This window comes from Herbaspirillum huttiense (assembly GCF_004367745.1).
Lineage (GTDB): Bacteria > Pseudomonadota > Gammaproteobacteria > Burkholderiales > Burkholderiaceae_D > Herbaspirillum > Herbaspirillum huttiense.
Genome location: NZ_CP037993.1, coordinates 3,633,873 through 3,650,296, shown reverse-complemented (window position 1 = coordinate 3,650,296; position 16,424 = coordinate 3,633,873). Strand labels below are relative to the sequence as shown.

Genomic DNA, 16,424 nt, shown 5'->3' with positions numbered 1-16,424 from the left:
TTATGCCTGTTCGGTCGGTTCAGCCTTTCTTGCGGCTACGTTTGGCGGGTAGCTCATCCGCTGCTGCGGCTGGCACAGAGGCGTTCGAGGAATACACCTCTTCCAATTCAGCCAGCCGATGGTTGAGCTTGCCCAATACAGTGGTCAGCGCCGCGATTTCCTCTTCGCTCAAGGCGGCGAACAGTCCGTCGATGAAGGTTTTTTTCACCGGCTCCGAGGCTCGCAGCACTTCCTTGCCCGACGCTGTCAAAGCGATGTATTTGACCCGGCGGTCAGTGGTATCGCCATTGCGCTGGACCAGTCCGTCGCGCTCCAGTGCATCGATGGCCTCGGTGATGGTGCGCGGCGCGAAGCCAAAGGCCGTGGCCAGGTCGGCCGCGCGCACCGGGCTGTTGCGTTCGATGTGGCCGAGCATCTTGTTGCGCGCCAATGAGGCTCCTTCGCCGGCCATGAGCTTGTCCAGCGTGCGGTGCGAGCGGATGTAGAAGTCGCGCAGCGCCTCGGCGGCACTGCTGCTGTCATCGTTTGTAAAGCCTGTAGACATGATTTTTCCAGATACCATATCATATGGTACCTCATTAATTTCCCCGTTCGGTTGGGGAAAGCTGTATTGACCCCGTATTGCCACTGTATTGGTGCTGGCGCGTGAAGTGTATTGCTCCGTATCAATACAGTGTTGCCCAGTGTATTGATTCAGTTAGCAGCCCTTCGCGCCCAGATATTAGGATAAAAAAGATGACCGACGCCACACCCAGCAACACACCGAGCAATACAGAAGCCAGCTCCTCCCGGCCGGATGCCTCCACCAACGGCAGCAACAAGAACAGCGCTCCCAAGAAACGCATGAGTCCGCGCGCCCGTTTCATCCTGCGTGCGCTGGGCTTGCTGGTGCTGGTGATCGTGGCGGCCTGGGTGCTGTACTACCAGTTCCGCGGCAAATATCTGGAGAGCACCAACGATGCCTTCGTCCAGGCCGACAGCGTGACGGTGTCCTCCAAGGTGACCGGCTATGTCGACCAGGTGCTGGTGGCGGACAACCAGATCGTCAAGGCCGGCCAGCCGCTGGTACGCATTGATGCGCGCGATTATTCGGCGCAAGCCGCCCAGGCCAAGGCCCAGATCGACGCCGCCAGCGCCAGCGAGGAAGCTGCCCATGCCCAATTGGCCGAGCAGCAGGCCGCCATTGCGCAGGCCAAGGCGCAACTGGCCTCAGCCGAGGAAGATGCGCGCTTCGCCAGCGCCGAAGTGGAGCGCTACACGCCCTTGGCGGCTTCCGGTGCCGAAACGCGTGAACGCCTGACCACCCTGCGCAACCAGCAGGCCCAGGCCCGCAGTACTGTCGCCGCCCGTCGTGCCGCGCTGGATGCGGCGCAGCTGCGGGTGCGCTCGCTGCAGGCCCAGGTGCGCCAGGCGCAGGCCCAGGGCGAGACGGCCAAGGCGCAATACGATGCTGCCAGCGTCAACCTCGGCTATACCGAGATCCGCGCCGCCGTCGATGGCCGCATCGGTGACAAGCAGGTCCGCGTCGGCCAGTTCGTCTCGCCCGGTACGCGCATGATGACCGTGGTGCCGACCCGCTTCTACGTCTCGGCCAATTTCAAGGAAACCCAGATCGGCATCATGCGCATCGGCCAGCCTGCCATCATCAAGGTCGATGCCTTGCCGGGCGTGGAATTCCACGGCCATGTGGAAAGCCTCTCGCCGGGTACCGGCGCGCAGTTCTCGCTGCTGCCGCCGCAGAATGCCACCGGCAACTTCACCAAGATCGTCCAGCGCGTGCCCGTGCGCGTGGCCATCGATGCTACGCCGGAAGAAACCCGTGCTTTCGTGGCCGGCCTGTCGGTGACGGTGGAAGTCAACACCATCGCGGCCAAGGCTGAATTGCGTGAACTGCGCGAACGCAACAGCGAGACCAACGCCACCCGCAAGGAGTCGCAGTGAGCGGCGCGGCCCCCGCCCAGCCCATCGGGCAGGGCGCCCAGCCGGAGAAAGCCGATGCCGCCGCCTGGCTGGCGGTCGCTGCCGGTACGCTGGGTGCGCTGATGGCGACACTGGACATCTCCATCGTCAATTCCTCGCTGCCCACCATCCAGGGTGAAATCGGAGCTTCAGGCACTGAAGGCACCTGGATCGCCACCGCCTACCTGGTGGCCGAGATCGTCATCATCCCCATGTCGGCCTGGCTGGAACGGCTGCTGGGATTGCGCGTGCTGCTGCTGACGGCGGCCAGTCTCTTCACCTTGTTCTCGGTGCTGTGCGGCCTCTCGACCACGCTGCCGATGATGATCGTGGGCCGGGTCGGACAGGGTTTCACCGGTGGCGCGCTCATTCCCACCGCCATGACCATCATCGCCACGCGCCTGCCGCGTTCGCAGCAGCCGGTCGGCAATGCCCTGTTCGGTGCGACCGCCATTCTCGGTCCGGTACTGGGGCCGGTGATGGGGGGCTGGTTGACCGAGAACGTCAGCTGGCACTACGCCTTCTTCATCAACCTGCCAGTGGGTGCGGCCCTCATCACCTTGCTGCTGGTGGCCATTCCCTATGAACGGCCCAAGTTCGAGCAGCTGGCCGAGGCCGACTGGTTCGGCATTGCCGGGCTGGCACTGGGGCTGGGTGGGCTGACGGTGGTGCTGGAAGAGGGCGAGCGCGAGCAGTGGTTTTCCTCGCCGGATATCCGCTGGCTGGCGGCTACCTCCGTGCTCGGCTTCATCCTGCTGGCCATCGGACAGGTGCGCGCGCGCCATCCGGTGATCCAGCTGCGGCTCTTGCGCGACCGCCAGTTCGGCTCGGTGGTGATGATGGCCATGATCGTCGGCGTGGCGCTCTATGGCACGGCCTACGTGATCCCGCAATTCCTCTCCGGCATTGCCGGCTACAACTCGCTGCAATCGGGCTGGATCGTGCTGCTCTCGGGCGTGCCGATGATCCTCATGATGCCTTTCACGCCCTTGCTGATGCGGCTGGTGGATATCCGCATTGCCGTGGGCACCGGCTTCCTGCTGCTGGCCACCTCGGCCTTCATCGAGACCGACCTGAGCCCGCTGTCCTATGGCGGCTCCTTCGTGGCCTCGCAGCTGATGCGCGGGGTGGGCACGGTGCTGGCGATGCTGTTCCTGAACCAGGCGGCGATCCGCTCGGTGCCGCCGTCGCAGGCCGGGGATGCATCCGGCCTCTACAGTGCCGCGCGCAACCTGGGTGGCTCGCTGGCGCTGGCAGCCATTGCCGTGATCCAGGACCAGCGGCTGTGGCTGCACAGCCGCCGGCTGGAAGAAAGCCTCAACGCCAATTCCGACCTGGTGCAGTCCGGCATCGCCGCGCAAGCCCATCTGCTGGGCGGGCAGGATGTGGCGATCCAGCTCATGGGCGCGACCATCCAGGCGCAGGCGCTGACCATGACCTATGCCGACCTGTTCTGGATGCTGGGCGTGGCCATCCTCTGCGTGACTCCGCTGGTGCTGTTCCTGCGCCCCTTGCCGACCAATGCCGCGCCGGTGGCTTCTCATTGATGATCAACATGGACAAGACTTCTTCTTCCTTCCCGGCCGTGCGCCTGATCGCGCTGGCGGCCGCTGCGCTGCTGGCCGGCTGTTCCGCCCTCGGACCGGACTACGCCGGCCCGCCCGAAGCCGCCCCGCAAGCGGCACACAGCCAGCAATTTGTCCGCGGCGGCGACAGCGCCAATAGCGCCGCGCCGAGCAACCAGTGGTGGCAAGGCCTGGGCGACAGCGAATTGAACAGCCTCATCGAGCGCGCCCTGCAAGCCAATCCAAATCTGGGCGTGGCGCGTGCCCGCCTGCAGCAATCGCGTGCGGGGCTGGCGCTGGAACAGGCCAATGCCGCCCCCAGCGTCGGTGCCTCGGCCCTGGCCGGACATGCGCGCCTGCCGCCGGCCAACCTGGGCGCGCTGACCGGCGGCTCCAGCTCCGGCAATGGCTCGCCGACCAGCGCCAATCTCTACAGCGTGGGTTTTGATGCGAGCTGGGAGATCGATCTTTTTGGTGCCCGCCGCCGAGCGGTGGAAGCGGCCACGGCCACGGCCGATGCGGCGCAGGCCTCGCTGGCCGATGTGCAGGTGAGCCTGGCCGCTGAAGTGGCCAATGCCTACATCAGCCTGCGCGACCGCCAGCTGCGTCTGTCGCTGGGCCAGGAAGCGGTGCAGGCGCAGGAGCAGATGCTGCAGCTGACCGGGCAGCGTGTCGAACGCGGTACTGCCTCTTCGCTGGATCAGCTGCGCGTGCAGAACCAGCTTGATGCCAGCCGTGCCGACCTGGTCCCGCTGCAGGCCGAGCGCGATGCCTACCTCAACCAACTGGCCACGCTGCTGGGACAGGAGCCGGGCACGCTGGACAGCGAACTGGCGGCCACAGCCCCCGTGCCGCTGCCGCCGCAGCAGGTGGCGGTGGGTGATCCGGTCTCGCTGCTGCGTCGTCGTCCTGATGTCCGCGCTGCTGAACGCACGCTGGCCGCCGATACGGCCAAGATCGGCCAGGCTGAAGCGGCGCGCTATCCGAGCCTGAAGCTGTTTGGCGTGATCGGGCTGGGTGGAACGCATCCTTCGGACCTGACGCGCCTGGATGATTTTGCGGCGCTGGGCGCACCCATGCTGAGCTGGAATTTCCTCGACTTTGGCCGCGCCAAGGCGCGTGTCACGCAAGCCGAGCGGGTGCGCGACGAGGCCGAGATGAAGTATCGGCAGTCCGTGCTGGAAGCCCTGCGCGATGCCGAGGACGCGCTCTCGCGCTTCCGCTATGGCCGGGTGAGCGTGGCCACCATCGCGCGTTCCAAGGTCTCCGCCGACCGTGCGCTGGTGTTGGCGCGGCAGCGTTATCAGGCAGGTACCGGGACGCTGATCGAAGTGCTCGACACCACGCGGCAGCAGATCACCGCGCAGCAGAATCTGTTGCAGGCCGAGGCCAATCTGACGCGCAGTTTTGTGGGAATTCAGAAGGCGCTGGGGCTGGGGTGGTCGGAGGAAGCGCTCTGACATGCGGCAGCCGATACGGGTGATGAGCCCCGTATCAGCCACCTCCGTTTTCTTCACATCGCCGCAGGCTGCAATGCCTGCGGCGATTTTCTTATCCGCTCTTTTGCTCGGTGCCTTTGCATGGACGGCACTGATGCTTCTTCCTTTTGGCAGTGACCCGCAGACGGGTTTCGCGCGTCATCCTTCCTTCGGTCGCCCCCTCACCTGAGGTACGACGCTTCACCTCCCTCCGCCCTGAACAGCACCAAAAGACAATGTCCAGAAAGACCTTGTCCCCCGACAATGCGCCCCTACAAAAGCCGGTCCGAACCGGCACCAAGGGGCGACGACAAGAAGGACGGGGGACGGGTTTGCCTTCCCGATGACCCGGCCAATTCCAAAAGATCGACCGAGGAAGGGAAGATGAAACACAAAAAGAAGCAGGACAAGTCCGCCTGCACCACGCCGCCCGCCGGCTTGCGCCTACACCGTCTCTGCACCGCCGTACTGCTGACCCTGAGCCCGGCCCTGAGCCTGCCCGCTGGCGCCCAGAGTTTCGTCAACTACGATGGCAGTACCACCACCGACGCTGCCGCCGCCTTGGCCAGCTGGACCGGCAACAAGGAATTCCAGACCGATTGGGGGCTGGGGGCCATGAATGCCCAGTACGCCTACGCGGCCGGTTTCTCGGGCCTGGGCATCAAGCTGGGCGCGGTCGATTCCGGGCTATTGCTGTCCCACGCCGAGTTCGTCACCCGCAACGTCAAGGCCTTGGCCGTCACCGGCACCTACGCCAATGACGGTTCGCAATATCAGGACGGCAGCCAGGCCTGGAAAGCAGGGGACGCCTTCAGCACCACCGGGGCACTGAGCAAGCTCAACGACAAGCACGGCAGCCACGTCTCCGGCACCATCGCCGCGGCCAAGAACGGCGCGGGGATCATGGGGGTGGCCTTCGCCAGCGACTACCACATCACCAATACCAACGGCACCGACAGTTCGGTCTATGGCGTGAACGTGGATTACAACTACTTCAAGGCAGCCTACGGCAACCTCGCCAATGCCGGTGTGCGGGCCATCAACAGTAGCTGGGGCAGCGCGGATTCGCGCGATGACTTCGGCAGCATCGGCGGCGTGGCCGCAGCTTACGAGCGCCTGCAAGGCGGTAACAAGAAAAGCTGGCTGGACGCCGCCGCCGATGTGGCCAAAGAATCCAACACGCTGATGGTCTGGGCGGCCGGCAATACCGCCAAGGCCAACGTCAATATCCGCTCGGCACTGCCTTACTTCCGGCCGGAACTGGAGCAGAACTGGATCGCGGTGGCCGCCATCAACGCCAGCTCGGTGCTGCCCAGCTTCTCCAACCAGTGTGGACTGGCCAGGTACTGGTGCGTGTCCGCCCCCGGCTCGGCCATCACCAGTCTGAACATCAATTCCGACACCGACATGGTCAATGCTTCCGGCACCTCCATGGCCGCCCCGCACGTGACCGGCGCACTGGGGCTGCTCATGGAGCGCTATCCCGACCTCGACAATCAGGCCATCCGCACCATCCTGCTGACTACCGCCAAGCATCTGGGCAGCGGTCCGGCGGACGTGCCCAATGCCATGTTCGGCTGGGGCGTGCCGGACCTCAACAAGGCCTTGAATGGTCCGGGGCAACTGCTGGGCGTGTTCAACGCCAACATCGCCGCCGGCCGCAGCGACACCTGGAGCAACGACATCTCCGAAGCCGCGCTGATCCAGCGCAAGAGCGATGACCGTGCCCAGCTGGCAGCCCGTGAGTCTGCCTCGCCGGATGCCCTGCAGGCGGCCGCTGCCAGCGCGGCGGTCCAGATCGCATCGAATGTGGAGAGCGGCTATGGCCAGGCCATGACACTGGTGCAGACACGCGCGCAGCGCAATGCCACCTTCCAGGCCAGCAAGAAGAAAGAGGACAACACTGCCTTCCAGCAAGCCGACAAGGCAGTCGCCGCCAATCCGCTGGCAGCGGCCCTGCTCAAGCAGTCCGGCAGCGGTCCCACCCTGAGCAAGGAGGAGTTGATGGCCAGGCTGATCGCCGCAGATCCGGCCACGGTGGCGCTGGGCGACTATCACGCCCAGGGCACCTATCTCGACGCCGCCCGCAAAAAGACCGCTGCCGATTACGTCGGCAGCCTGATCAAGACAGGGGAGGGCAGCCTCACCTTGTCGGGCAACAACAGCTATTCGGGGGGCACCCGGCTGGAAGGCGGCACGCTCGGCGTGGCGTCTTCCACCGCGCTGGGTACCGGCCCGCTGGCCATGTCCGATGGCACCACCTTGCGTGCGGCGGCCGACCAACTGGCCTTGGGCAATGTGGTCAGCGTCAGTGGCGAAGGGCGCTTCGATACCCAGGCGTTCACGCTGACGCTCAATGCCGGCATCGCCGATGGCCGCAGCAGGGGCAGCCTGGTCAAGCAGGGGGAAGGGACATTGCACGTGCTCGGTCCGCTCAGCTACAGCGGCAACACCACCATCGCCGCCGGCACATTGAGCGTACCGGCCTTCAGCCTGACGGCGGACCAGACCCTGACCGTGGGCGTGGCCAGTGCCAGCCAATACGGCAAGCTGGCCGTCACCGGGGCGGCCAGCTTTGCGCCCGACGCGCACCTGGCCGTGGATGTCTACAAGACCGCCAGTCTCGGAAGCGGCCAGACACTGGCCGGCGTGGTCACGGCCGGCAGCCTCACGGCACCGCGCCTGAATGTCACGGACAATTCCCTGCTGTTCGACTTCAAGCCTGTGGTGTCCGCTACTGCGCTTGACCTGAACATCGTCGACGCGACCAGCATTCAGCAGGTCGCCCAGGCGGTGCTGACGCCGGATGCGGGGGGGACACCGACCCCTGCCATACAAGCAACGGGCACGCAGCCGGCCGCTACACCTGCTCCGCCCGTACAGCCAACGAACACGGATGCGTCCAGTACACCGGCTTCAACCGTACAGGCGACCAGCACGCAGGCGTCCAGTACACCTGCGCCAGCCGTACAGGCAACTGGCACACCGGCATCCACTACGCCAGCGCCTGCTGTACAGCCAACTGGCACACCGGCATCCACTACGCCAGCGCCTGCTGTACAGCCAACTGGCACACCGGCATCCACTACGCCAGCGCCTGCTGTACAGCCAACTGGCACACCGGCATCCACTACGCCAGCGCCAGCTGTACAGGCCACGAGCACTCAGGCGTCCACTCCACCTGCATCAGCTGTACAGGCCACGAGTACTCAGGCATCCACTTCACCTGCACCAGCTGTACAGGCCACGAGTACTCAGGCATCCACTTCACCTGCACCAGCTGTACAGGCCACGAGTACTCAGGCGTCCACTCCACCTGCGCCAGCTGTACAGGCAACGAGTACTCAAGCATCCACTGCACCGGCTCCAGCTGTACAGGCTACGACCACCCAAGCGTCCACCACGCAAGCTCCAACTGGTCCGGCCGCAAATAAACCAGTACCGGCAGCACCAGCAGCACCAGCAGCACCAGCAGCACCAGCAGCACCAGCGGCACCGGCGGCACCGGCGGCACCGGCTGCAGCATCGGCAGCACCGGCAGCAGCATCCGCAACCCCTGCTGCAGCATCACCGGCTCCAGCGCCCGCCCCCACAGTGCGCCCTTCGGCCACGCTCATCGCCGCCGCCACGGCCGCTGCACGGGTCGCCCCGGTACTGGACCGCCAGATCCGCCAGCCCTCCACGGCGGACATGGCCCAGGTGGTCACTGCCCTGGGCCGCATGCCCGATGCGGAAAGCCTGCTGCGCGCGGTCAGCCAGACCTTGCCCCGGGACGTCAGCGCCAGTGCCATCCGTGGCACCATGGCTTCCCTGAACCGCGTCATCGCCACTCGCACCGAGAGCGGCAACATGGGCAGCGCCGCTGCAGGCAGCGGCTTGTCCTCAGGCGAGGCAGGCGGCGACCGCCAGGTGTGGATCATGCCCTTCGAGTCGCGCACCAACCAGGGCGACCGTGGCGGCGAGTCCGGCTTCAGCGCCAGCACTTCGGGCCTGGCCGCCGGTGCCGAGATGGAGTTCGACAGCGCACGCGCCGGCCTGTCCTACGCCTATGCCAGCACCAGTGCCAGCGGCAATACCGCCATCACCGGCACTGGCAGTCGCAGCCGCATCGAGTCCAACATGGTGGCCCTCTACGGCAGCTTCCCGTTGGGAGAGATGTCGCTCGGCTGGCAAGCCGACCTGGGCCGCAATGGCAACCGCCTGGACCGCCAGATGCAGTTCGGTGGCCTCAACCGCATCGCCAGCAGCCGCTTCCAGAGCTGGCATGCGCATTTGGGCACGAATGTATCGTTCACGCTGCCGCTGAGTGAAGCAATGAGCCTGGTACCGGCCCTGCAGCTCGACTACACACGCCTGCAAGGCCCGTCCTACGCCGAGAACGGGGCAGGGGACCTGAACCTGTCGGTGCAGGGCAAGCGCAGCCAGGCCCTGTTGCTCGGCACGGCGGCGCGTTTGAATTACGCGCTGACGCCAGGTTCGCAGATCAGTACCTACCTCGGTGCCAGCTATGACGTCATCAACGATCGCGATGACCTGGTGGCCACCTATGCCGGTGCGCCTGGCCAGTCCTTCACCACGCCCGGACCCGCTCGCTCGCCGTGGTTGTTGAAGGCGGGTGTGAGCTATCGCTTCAAGCTGGTGGAAGCGGCCGACATCTTGCTGCGCTTCGATGCCGAAGGCCGCAGCGGTTTCATCAACCAGTCGGCGGCGATCAAAGCCAGCTGGCGCTTCTGAGCGATGCACTGACCTGCTGAAAAGCTGAAAGAAGAAACAACGCGGCCGCTCCTGTAGCGGCCGCGTTGCGTTGTTGCGTTTACAGGTCCTTGCTCAATTCCGCTACCAGATAATCCAGGAAGATCTCGACACTGCGCGGCAAGGTCCGTCCGGCCAAGGTCTGTACTTCAACGAAGCGGCCATCCCTCGGACAATCGCGGATCGGCCGCATGGTCAGTTCACCGCGCTCGATGCGGTAGCGCACGGTGACGTCGCCGGTGATGGAGAGGGCATCGTTGTCGAGCACGTAGTTGTGCAGCGACTGGATGTAATTGCTGGTCATCACCGGTTCGATCACCACCTGCTGGCGGCTGCAGGCGATGTCGAACAATTGCCGCAGCGTGGTGGTCGGGTCGGGCAGGGCCAGAGGATAGGGTTTGAGCTGGCCCAGCGACACATGGCGGAAGCGCGCCAGCGGATGATCGTTGCGCATCACCAGCGCAATCGGGCCGGGCTGGCGGTGCACGACCTTGATCTCCGGCTCGGGCAGTCGTGCGAAGGTCAGGCCGATATCGGCATTGCCTTCGCGCACCTGGCGCGACACGACTGCAGGCGCCCCCACGAAGAGCTGGAACACGAAGCCCGGATATTTTTTCTGGAAAGCATTGATCAGGCGTGGCAGGAAATCGATCGCAAAACCTTCCGAGGCCGACAGCCGCACACGCCCGCTGCGCAAGCCTTTCAAGGCCTGCAGGTCGGCCACCACGCGGTCTGCCTCCAGGGCCATCTTGCGCGCATGCGCGGCCAGCATTTCGCCACCCGCCGAGAGCACCATGCCCCGTGGACGGCGTTCAAACAGAACCGTATCGAGCGTTTCTTCCAGGCTGCTGATCTGGCGGCTGATGGCCGAGCTGGCCACGTTGAGGCGCTGCGAGGCTTCGCTGATGGAACCGCAGCGCACTACTTCGAGAAAGTAGCGCAGCGCGGTGTCTTGCAGTTGCTGTGATTTCATCCGGTGACTCCTTCCGTCCTGACCAAGGCTGACCGGCACTTTACCCGGTCGGTGCAAATAATTTCGCGCTTTATTTGGTGCGTGCTTCACGGCTTTGGTGCAGTGTTTGCGGGCCGGGCGCGCACTGCGATGCTGCACCTGCTCCACGCCCCGCAGCCCAGCAGCGATGCGGCTTTTGCCAGGGTGGTCTCATTGTGGTGCAGCATTTCTGCGTTCTGGATTCGGCAACGCAGGCTTAGAAATTTGATGATTGTGGCATCGATAAATCCTAGCCTAGTATCAGCCCCGACGTCGCGATTTTTTCTAAATTGTCTTATTCGAACGAAGGGGCAGGAATGAACGCACTACCGAAATCCCTCATGCGCTGGTCACGTTGCGCGGTATTCGTGGCGGGGGCCATGAGCGCGATGGCAGCCCATGCCGGCAAGGCCAACGACACCCTCATCTACGCTTCCGACAGCGAAGTCGAGAACATCAGCCAGTACCACAACAACCTGCGCGAAGGCGTGATCCTGGCGCACCTGATCTGGGACACGCTGATCTATCGCGATCCCAAGACCAACGAGTACAAGCCGCAACTGGCCACCGCCTGGAAGTGGGAATCGCCCACCGCGCTGGTGCTCGATCTGCGCCAGGGCGTGCAATTTCAGAACGGCGACAAGTTCAGCGCCGACGATGTGGTGTTCACCTTCAACTACGCCGTCTCGCCGGAATCCAAGGCGGTCACGCGCCAGAATACCGACTGGATCAAGAGTGTCGACAAGCTGGGCGAGTACCAGGTGCGCATCAACCTGAAGGGGCCGTTCCCCGCTGCCCTCGAATATCTGGCCGGTCCGCTGCCGATCTATCCGGCGGCCTACTTCAAGAAGGTCGGGCTGGAAGGGTTCTCGAAGGCCCCCATCGGCACCGGTCCCTACAAGGTCACCAGCGTGACCCCGGGGCAGGGTGTGACGCTGGTCAAGAACGGCAACTACTTCAAGGACAGCCCGCAAGGCCAGCCCTCGATTGGCAACATCAAGTTCGTGGTGATCCCCGATCCGGAAACGCGTGCCGCGCAGCTGATGACCGGGGCCATCGACTGGATCTGGCGCGTGCCGCCCGACCAGGCCGATTCGCTCAAGACCAATCCCAAGCTGACCGTGCAGAGTGGCGAGACCATGCGCGTGGGCTTCATCACCCTGGATGCGACCGGCACCTCCGCGCCCAATTCTCCCTTCAAGGATGTGCGCGTGCGCCAGGCGGTCAATCACGCCATCAACCGCAAGGGCTATGCCGAGAACCTGATGCGCGGCGGCAGCCAGCCGGTCTATACCGCCTGCTTCCGCACGCAGTTCGGCTGCGACAGCAATGCCGCCATCAAGTTTGACTACAACCCGGCCAAGGCCAAGGAGCTGCTGGCGGCGGCCGGTTATCCGAATGGCTTCGATACCGACATCTACGCTTACCGCGAGCGTGAAATCGCCGAAGCCATCATCGGCGACCTGCGCAAGGTCGGCATCCGCGCACGGCTGCATTACATGAAGTTCGCGGCCCTGCAGACCGAATACCGCAGCGGCAAGACACCCATGAGCTTTTATTCATGGGGCTCCTTCTCCATGAACGATACCTCGGCCTTTGCCGGTGTCTACTTCAAGGGCGGGGCCGATGACATCACCAAGGATCCGCAATTGCAGCAGTTCCTGCAGACGGCCGATACCTCCATTGATCCGGCAGTGCGCAAGGCCAATTACACCAAGGCGCAGGAACTCATTTCCAAGCAGGCTTACGTGGCACCGATGTTCTCCTATTCGACCTTCTATGCCTTCAATGCGCAGCTGAAGTTCCAGGGATATCCGGACGAGTTGCCGCGCTTCTACGAAGCCTCCTGGAAATAAGCCCGGTGGCGCACGCACTGCGTGCGCCGCTCCTGACGTCATCCGCCCAGCTTTTGCAAGGAAGGATCGCCATGTTGATCTACCTCCTGCGCCGCCTCGCCATCGCCTTGTGCGTGGCGCTGACGGTGTCCGTCGTCAGCTTTACCTTGCTGCATCTCTCCGGTGACCTGGCAGTCTCCATCGCCGGGCCGGAAGCCACGGCGGCCCAGGTCGAATCGGTGCGTACCCAGTTCGGCCTGGACCGCCCGCTGACCACGCAATACGTGGACTGGCTGGGCCGCGCCGTGCAGCTCGACTTCGGCAAGTCCTTCTACTTCCAGGGGCCGGTGATGGAAATGATTTCCGAACGCCTGCCCATCACCTTCAAACTCGGCGGCAGCGCCTTGCTGCTGGCGATCCTGACTGCCATTCCACTGGGCGTGCTGGCGGCGCTCTATCGCGATACCTGGCTGGATCGCACGGCGCTGCTGATCGCCGTGGTGGGGCAGGCCATGCCCAGCTTCTGGTTCGGCCTGACGCTGATCCTCCTCTTCGCCGTCACCCTGCACTGGCTGCCGGTGGCCGGCAACGAGAGCTGGCAGCATTTCATCCTGCCGGCCGTGGCGCTGGGCTACTACGCCATGCCGGCCATGATGCGGCTGACCCGCTCGGGCATGCTGGAGGTGCTGGGCTCGGACTACATCCGTACGGCACGCGCCAAGGGACTCTCCAAATCGCGGGTGGTGTTCAAGCATGCCTTGCGCAATGCGGTCATCCCGGTGGTGGCGCTGGCAGCAGTTGAGCTGGGATTCATGCTGGGGGGGTCGGTGGTCATCGAATCGGTCTACTCGATGCAGGGGCTGGGGCAGCTCGCCTGGGACGCCATCTCGCGCAACGACTATCCGGTGGTGCAAGCCGTGGTGCTCATCATCGCCATGTTCTATATCGGTCTGACCTTCCTGGCCGATGTCATCAATGCGCTGCTGGACCCGCGCATCCGTACCCGCTGATCTTGTCTGGAGACGATATGAGCGTTACCTCATCATCCACCTTGCCGCCCCCTGCCGTGTTGAGTGCGGCCTTGCCACCGCTGCCGGCGTGGCGTCGCAAGCTGCGCCGCCTGCTCGGCCATCGCGGCCTGGTGCTGGGCGCACTGTTCCTGGCCATCATCGTGCTGGCGGCGATCTTCGCACCGCTGCTGGCGCCGCATGATCCCTTCGACCAGGATGTCACGGCGCGCCTGATCCCGCCGGTGTGGCAGGCCCAAGGCAGCTGGGAACACATCCTCGGTACTGACAAGCTGGGGCGCGACTATCTCTCGCGGCTGATCTTCGGTGCGCGCGTCTCGCTGACCATCGGCATTGCCGCCGCGCTCATCTCGGGCCTGATCGGCACCACCCTGGGCGTACTGGCCGGTTACTTCGGCGGACGCACCGATGCCGTCATCAGCTATCTCATCACCACGCGCCTGGCCATGCCGGTGGTGCTGGTGGCGCTGGCCATGGCCTCGCTGGTCGGTGGCTCGCTGAAGGTGGTGATCGTGCTGCTGGGGCTGTTGCTGTGGGACCGTTTTGCGGTGGTCACGCGCTCGGCCACGCAGCAGTTGCGCGATGCCGAATTCATCGCGGCCGCCAAGGCCATCGGGGCCTCGACCCCCTACATCCTGCTGCGCGAGATCCTGCCCAACATCATGGGTGCGCTCATCGTGGTGGCGACGCTCGAAATGGCTCACGCCATCCTGCTGGAAGCCACGCTGTCCTTCCTCGGACTGGGCGTGCAGCCGCCCACGCCGTCGTGGGGCCTGATGGTGGCCGAGGGCAAGACCTACATGTTCTTCAAGCCCTGGGTGATCGTCATTCCAGGTGTGGCGCTGGCGCTGCTGGTGCTGGCGATCAACCTGGTCGGCGACGGGCTGCGCGATGTCAACGCGCCCGATGGCCGCAACTGATGGTTCACGCAAGGAGCACACCATGAGCGTATTGCTGGACGTGAAAAACCTGAAGGTGGACCTGCCCACTGAAAACGGCATGCTGCATGCCGTGCGCGGCATCGATTTCCAGGTGCGCAAGGGAGAGATGCTGTGCCTGGTCGGCGAGTCCGGCTGTGGCAAGTCCATGACTTCGCTGGCCTTGATGGGACTGCTGCCGCGCAAGGCGCAATGCAGTGCCGACCACATCCTCTTCGATGGCGCGGATCTCAACACCATGAGCGAGCGGCAGCGCATGCAGTTGCGCGGCAAGCGCATGTCGATGATCTTCCAAGAGCCGATGACGTCGCTGAACCCCGCCTATACGCTGGGCAACCAGCTTTGCGAGGCGATGCTGCAGCAGCCGGGCGTCACACGTGGCGAGGCACGCGAACGTGCGCTCTACCTGCTGCACCGGACCGGCATCAGCAACGCCGAAGACCGCCTGCGCCAGTATCCGCACCAGCTCTCCGGCGGCCTGCGCCAGCGCGTGATGATCGCCATGTCGCTCATGTGCAGCCCGGACCTGATCATCGCCGACGAACCCACTACCGCACTGGACGTGACCATCCAGGCGCAGATCCTGCGCATGATCCGCGAACTGCAGCAGGAGTTCGGGACTGCGGTCATCTTCATCACGCATGACCTGGGCGTGGTCTCGCGCATCGCCGATCGCGTGGCCGTGATGTATGCGGGGCAGGTGGTCGAAACCAGCGGCGTGGCCCAACTCTTCGCGCAGCCGCGCCATCCCTATACGCGCGGCTTGCTCAATTGCATCCCGGTGCGCGGCAAGACCTTGCCGGGCAGCAGGCTGCAAGCCATTCCGGGCGTGGTGCCCAGCCTGGTCGGGCAGGTCAGCGGCTGCGCCTTCCGCAATCGCTGTACCCTGGCCGACAGCGGCTGCGAACAGGATCCGCCCATGGTGCAGCAGGGCGGCCCCGGCTTGCCGCATGAGGCGCGCTGTTTCAAGCTCGATGCGCCGGTGTCGGCGATGGAGGTGGCAGCATGAACACTGCGTTGAAACCACGTCCACCCCTCGACGATATTGCGCTGGAACTGTGCGCCCTGTCGAAGGTGTATCCGCTCAAGCGCGGGCTGTTCCAGGCACCGGGTGAACTGAAGGCGGTCGATGACGTGTCGCTGCGTCTTTATCGCGGCGAGACGCTGGGCCTGGTTGGCGAGTCCGGCTGCGGCAAGAGCACCCTGGCGAAGATGCTGCTGGGCCTGCTGGCGCCGACTTCGGGCAACGTGCTCATCAACGGCCAGGAGGTCGATCCGACCGAGCGCCGCGCGCATGCACGTCACATCCAGCCGATCTTCCAGGACCCGTATTCGTCGCTCAATCCGCGCAAGACCGTGGGCGAGATCGTCGGCCTGCCGCTGAAGCTGCATGGCATCGGCAATGCGGCCGAGCGCAATCGCCAGGTGCGCCAGATCCTCGATCTGGTCGGCATGCCGGAGCGCACCCACACGCAATATCCCAACCAGCTCTCCGGCGGCCAGCGGCAGCGGGTGGCGATTGCGCGGGCACTGATCCTGCGGCCCGACATCCTCATCTGCGACGAACCGACCTCGGCGCTGGATGTGTCGGTGCAGGCGCAGATCCTGAACCTGCTGCTGGATCTGAAGGCCGAGTTCGGGCTGACCTACCTCTTCATCAGCCACGACCTGGGCGTGGTGGAGCACCTGGTGGACCGGGTGGCCGTGATGAACAAGGGCAGCATCGTGGAATTGGCCTCACGTGAACAACTCTTCAGCGATCCCCAGCATCCGTATACCCGCATGCTGCTGGCCTCGGCGCTGACGCCCGATCCGGGCCTGGGTATTCCGGCGCTGGCGGCAGCCGCCTGAACACATGAACCAAACTGAAAAAAACCA

General features: G+C 64.6%; 11 protein-coding genes. 9 read left to right on the top strand and 2 right to left on the bottom strand.

Annotation, left to right across the window (positions count from 1 at the left end; all coding sequences use genetic code 11):
- Nucleotides 1-19 precede the first annotated feature (19 nt).
- A complete protein-coding gene (locus tag E2K99_RS16380; protein ID WP_134222901.1) occupies nt 20-544 on the bottom strand; it encodes a MarR family winged helix-turn-helix transcriptional regulator in 525 nt (174 codons plus the stop codon).
- A 191-nt stretch (nt 545-735) separates the two neighbouring features.
- On the opposite strand from E2K99_RS16380, the gene E2K99_RS16375 reads away from it, so the two are divergent.
- The 4 genes from E2K99_RS16375 to E2K99_RS16360 all read left to right on the top strand — a co-directional run bounded on the left by E2K99_RS16375 (nt 736) and on the right by E2K99_RS16360 (nt 9,736).
- Complete coding sequence (locus E2K99_RS16375; protein ID WP_134222900.1) at nt 736-1,941, top strand: HlyD family secretion protein; 1,206 nt, start codon at nt 736-738, stop codon at nt 1,939-1,941.
- Nucleotides 1,938-3,506: an MDR family MFS transporter gene (locus E2K99_RS16370; protein WP_034331405.1), complete on the top strand. Its 1,569-nt coding sequence runs from the start codon at nt 1,938-1,940 to the stop codon at nt 3,504-3,506. The genes E2K99_RS16375 and E2K99_RS16370 overlap by 4 nt, the downstream gene beginning before the upstream one ends.
- Nucleotides 3,506-4,984: an efflux transporter outer membrane subunit gene (locus tag E2K99_RS16365; RefSeq protein WP_134222899.1), complete on the top strand. Its 1,479-nt coding sequence runs from the start codon at nt 3,506-3,508 to the stop codon at nt 4,982-4,984. The genes E2K99_RS16370 and E2K99_RS16365 overlap by 1 nt, the downstream gene beginning before the upstream one ends.
- A 402-nt stretch (nt 4,985-5,386) precedes the next feature.
- Nucleotides 5,387-9,736 carry a S8 family serine peptidase gene (locus tag E2K99_RS16360; protein WP_134222898.1) on the top strand — a complete coding sequence of 1,450 codons (4,350 nt, stop codon included), beginning with the start codon at nt 5,387-5,389 and terminating at the stop codon, nt 9,734-9,736.
- A gap of 79 nt (nt 9,737-9,815) precedes the next feature.
- Here E2K99_RS16360 and E2K99_RS16355 read toward each other — a convergent pair whose 3' ends face one another.
- Nucleotides 9,816-10,727: a LysR family transcriptional regulator gene (locus E2K99_RS16355; RefSeq protein WP_134222897.1), complete on the bottom strand. Its 912-nt coding sequence runs from the start codon at nt 10,725-10,727 to the stop codon at nt 9,816-9,818.
- Between the two features lie 335 nt (nt 10,728-11,062).
- Between E2K99_RS16355 and E2K99_RS16350 the strand changes: the two genes are divergently transcribed.
- The 5 genes from E2K99_RS16350 to E2K99_RS16330 all read left to right on the top strand — a co-directional run bounded on the left by E2K99_RS16350 (nt 11,063) and on the right by E2K99_RS16330 (nt 16,397).
- A complete protein-coding gene (locus E2K99_RS16350) occupies nt 11,063-12,601 on the top strand; it encodes an ABC transporter substrate-binding protein (protein ID WP_134222896.1) in 1,539 nt (512 codons plus the stop codon).
- Between the two features lie 71 nt (nt 12,602-12,672).
- Complete coding sequence (locus E2K99_RS16345) at nt 12,673-13,590, top strand: ABC transporter permease (protein ID WP_121042182.1); 918 nt, start codon at nt 12,673-12,675, stop codon at nt 13,588-13,590.
- 17 nt (nt 13,591-13,607) lie between these two features.
- Complete coding sequence (locus tag E2K99_RS16340) at nt 13,608-14,528, top strand: ABC transporter permease (protein WP_134222895.1); 921 nt, start codon at nt 13,608-13,610, stop codon at nt 14,526-14,528.
- A 22-nt stretch (nt 14,529-14,550) separates the two neighbouring features.
- A complete protein-coding gene (locus E2K99_RS16335) occupies nt 14,551-15,555 on the top strand; it encodes an ABC transporter ATP-binding protein (RefSeq protein ID WP_134222894.1) in 1,005 nt (334 codons plus the stop codon).
- Complete coding sequence (locus tag E2K99_RS16330) at nt 15,552-16,397, top strand: ATP-binding cassette domain-containing protein (RefSeq protein ID WP_134222893.1); 846 nt, start codon at nt 15,552-15,554, stop codon at nt 16,395-16,397. Before E2K99_RS16335 ends, E2K99_RS16330 begins: the two co-directional genes overlap by 4 nt.
- The last annotated feature ends 27 nt before the right edge of the window (nt 16,398-16,424 follow it).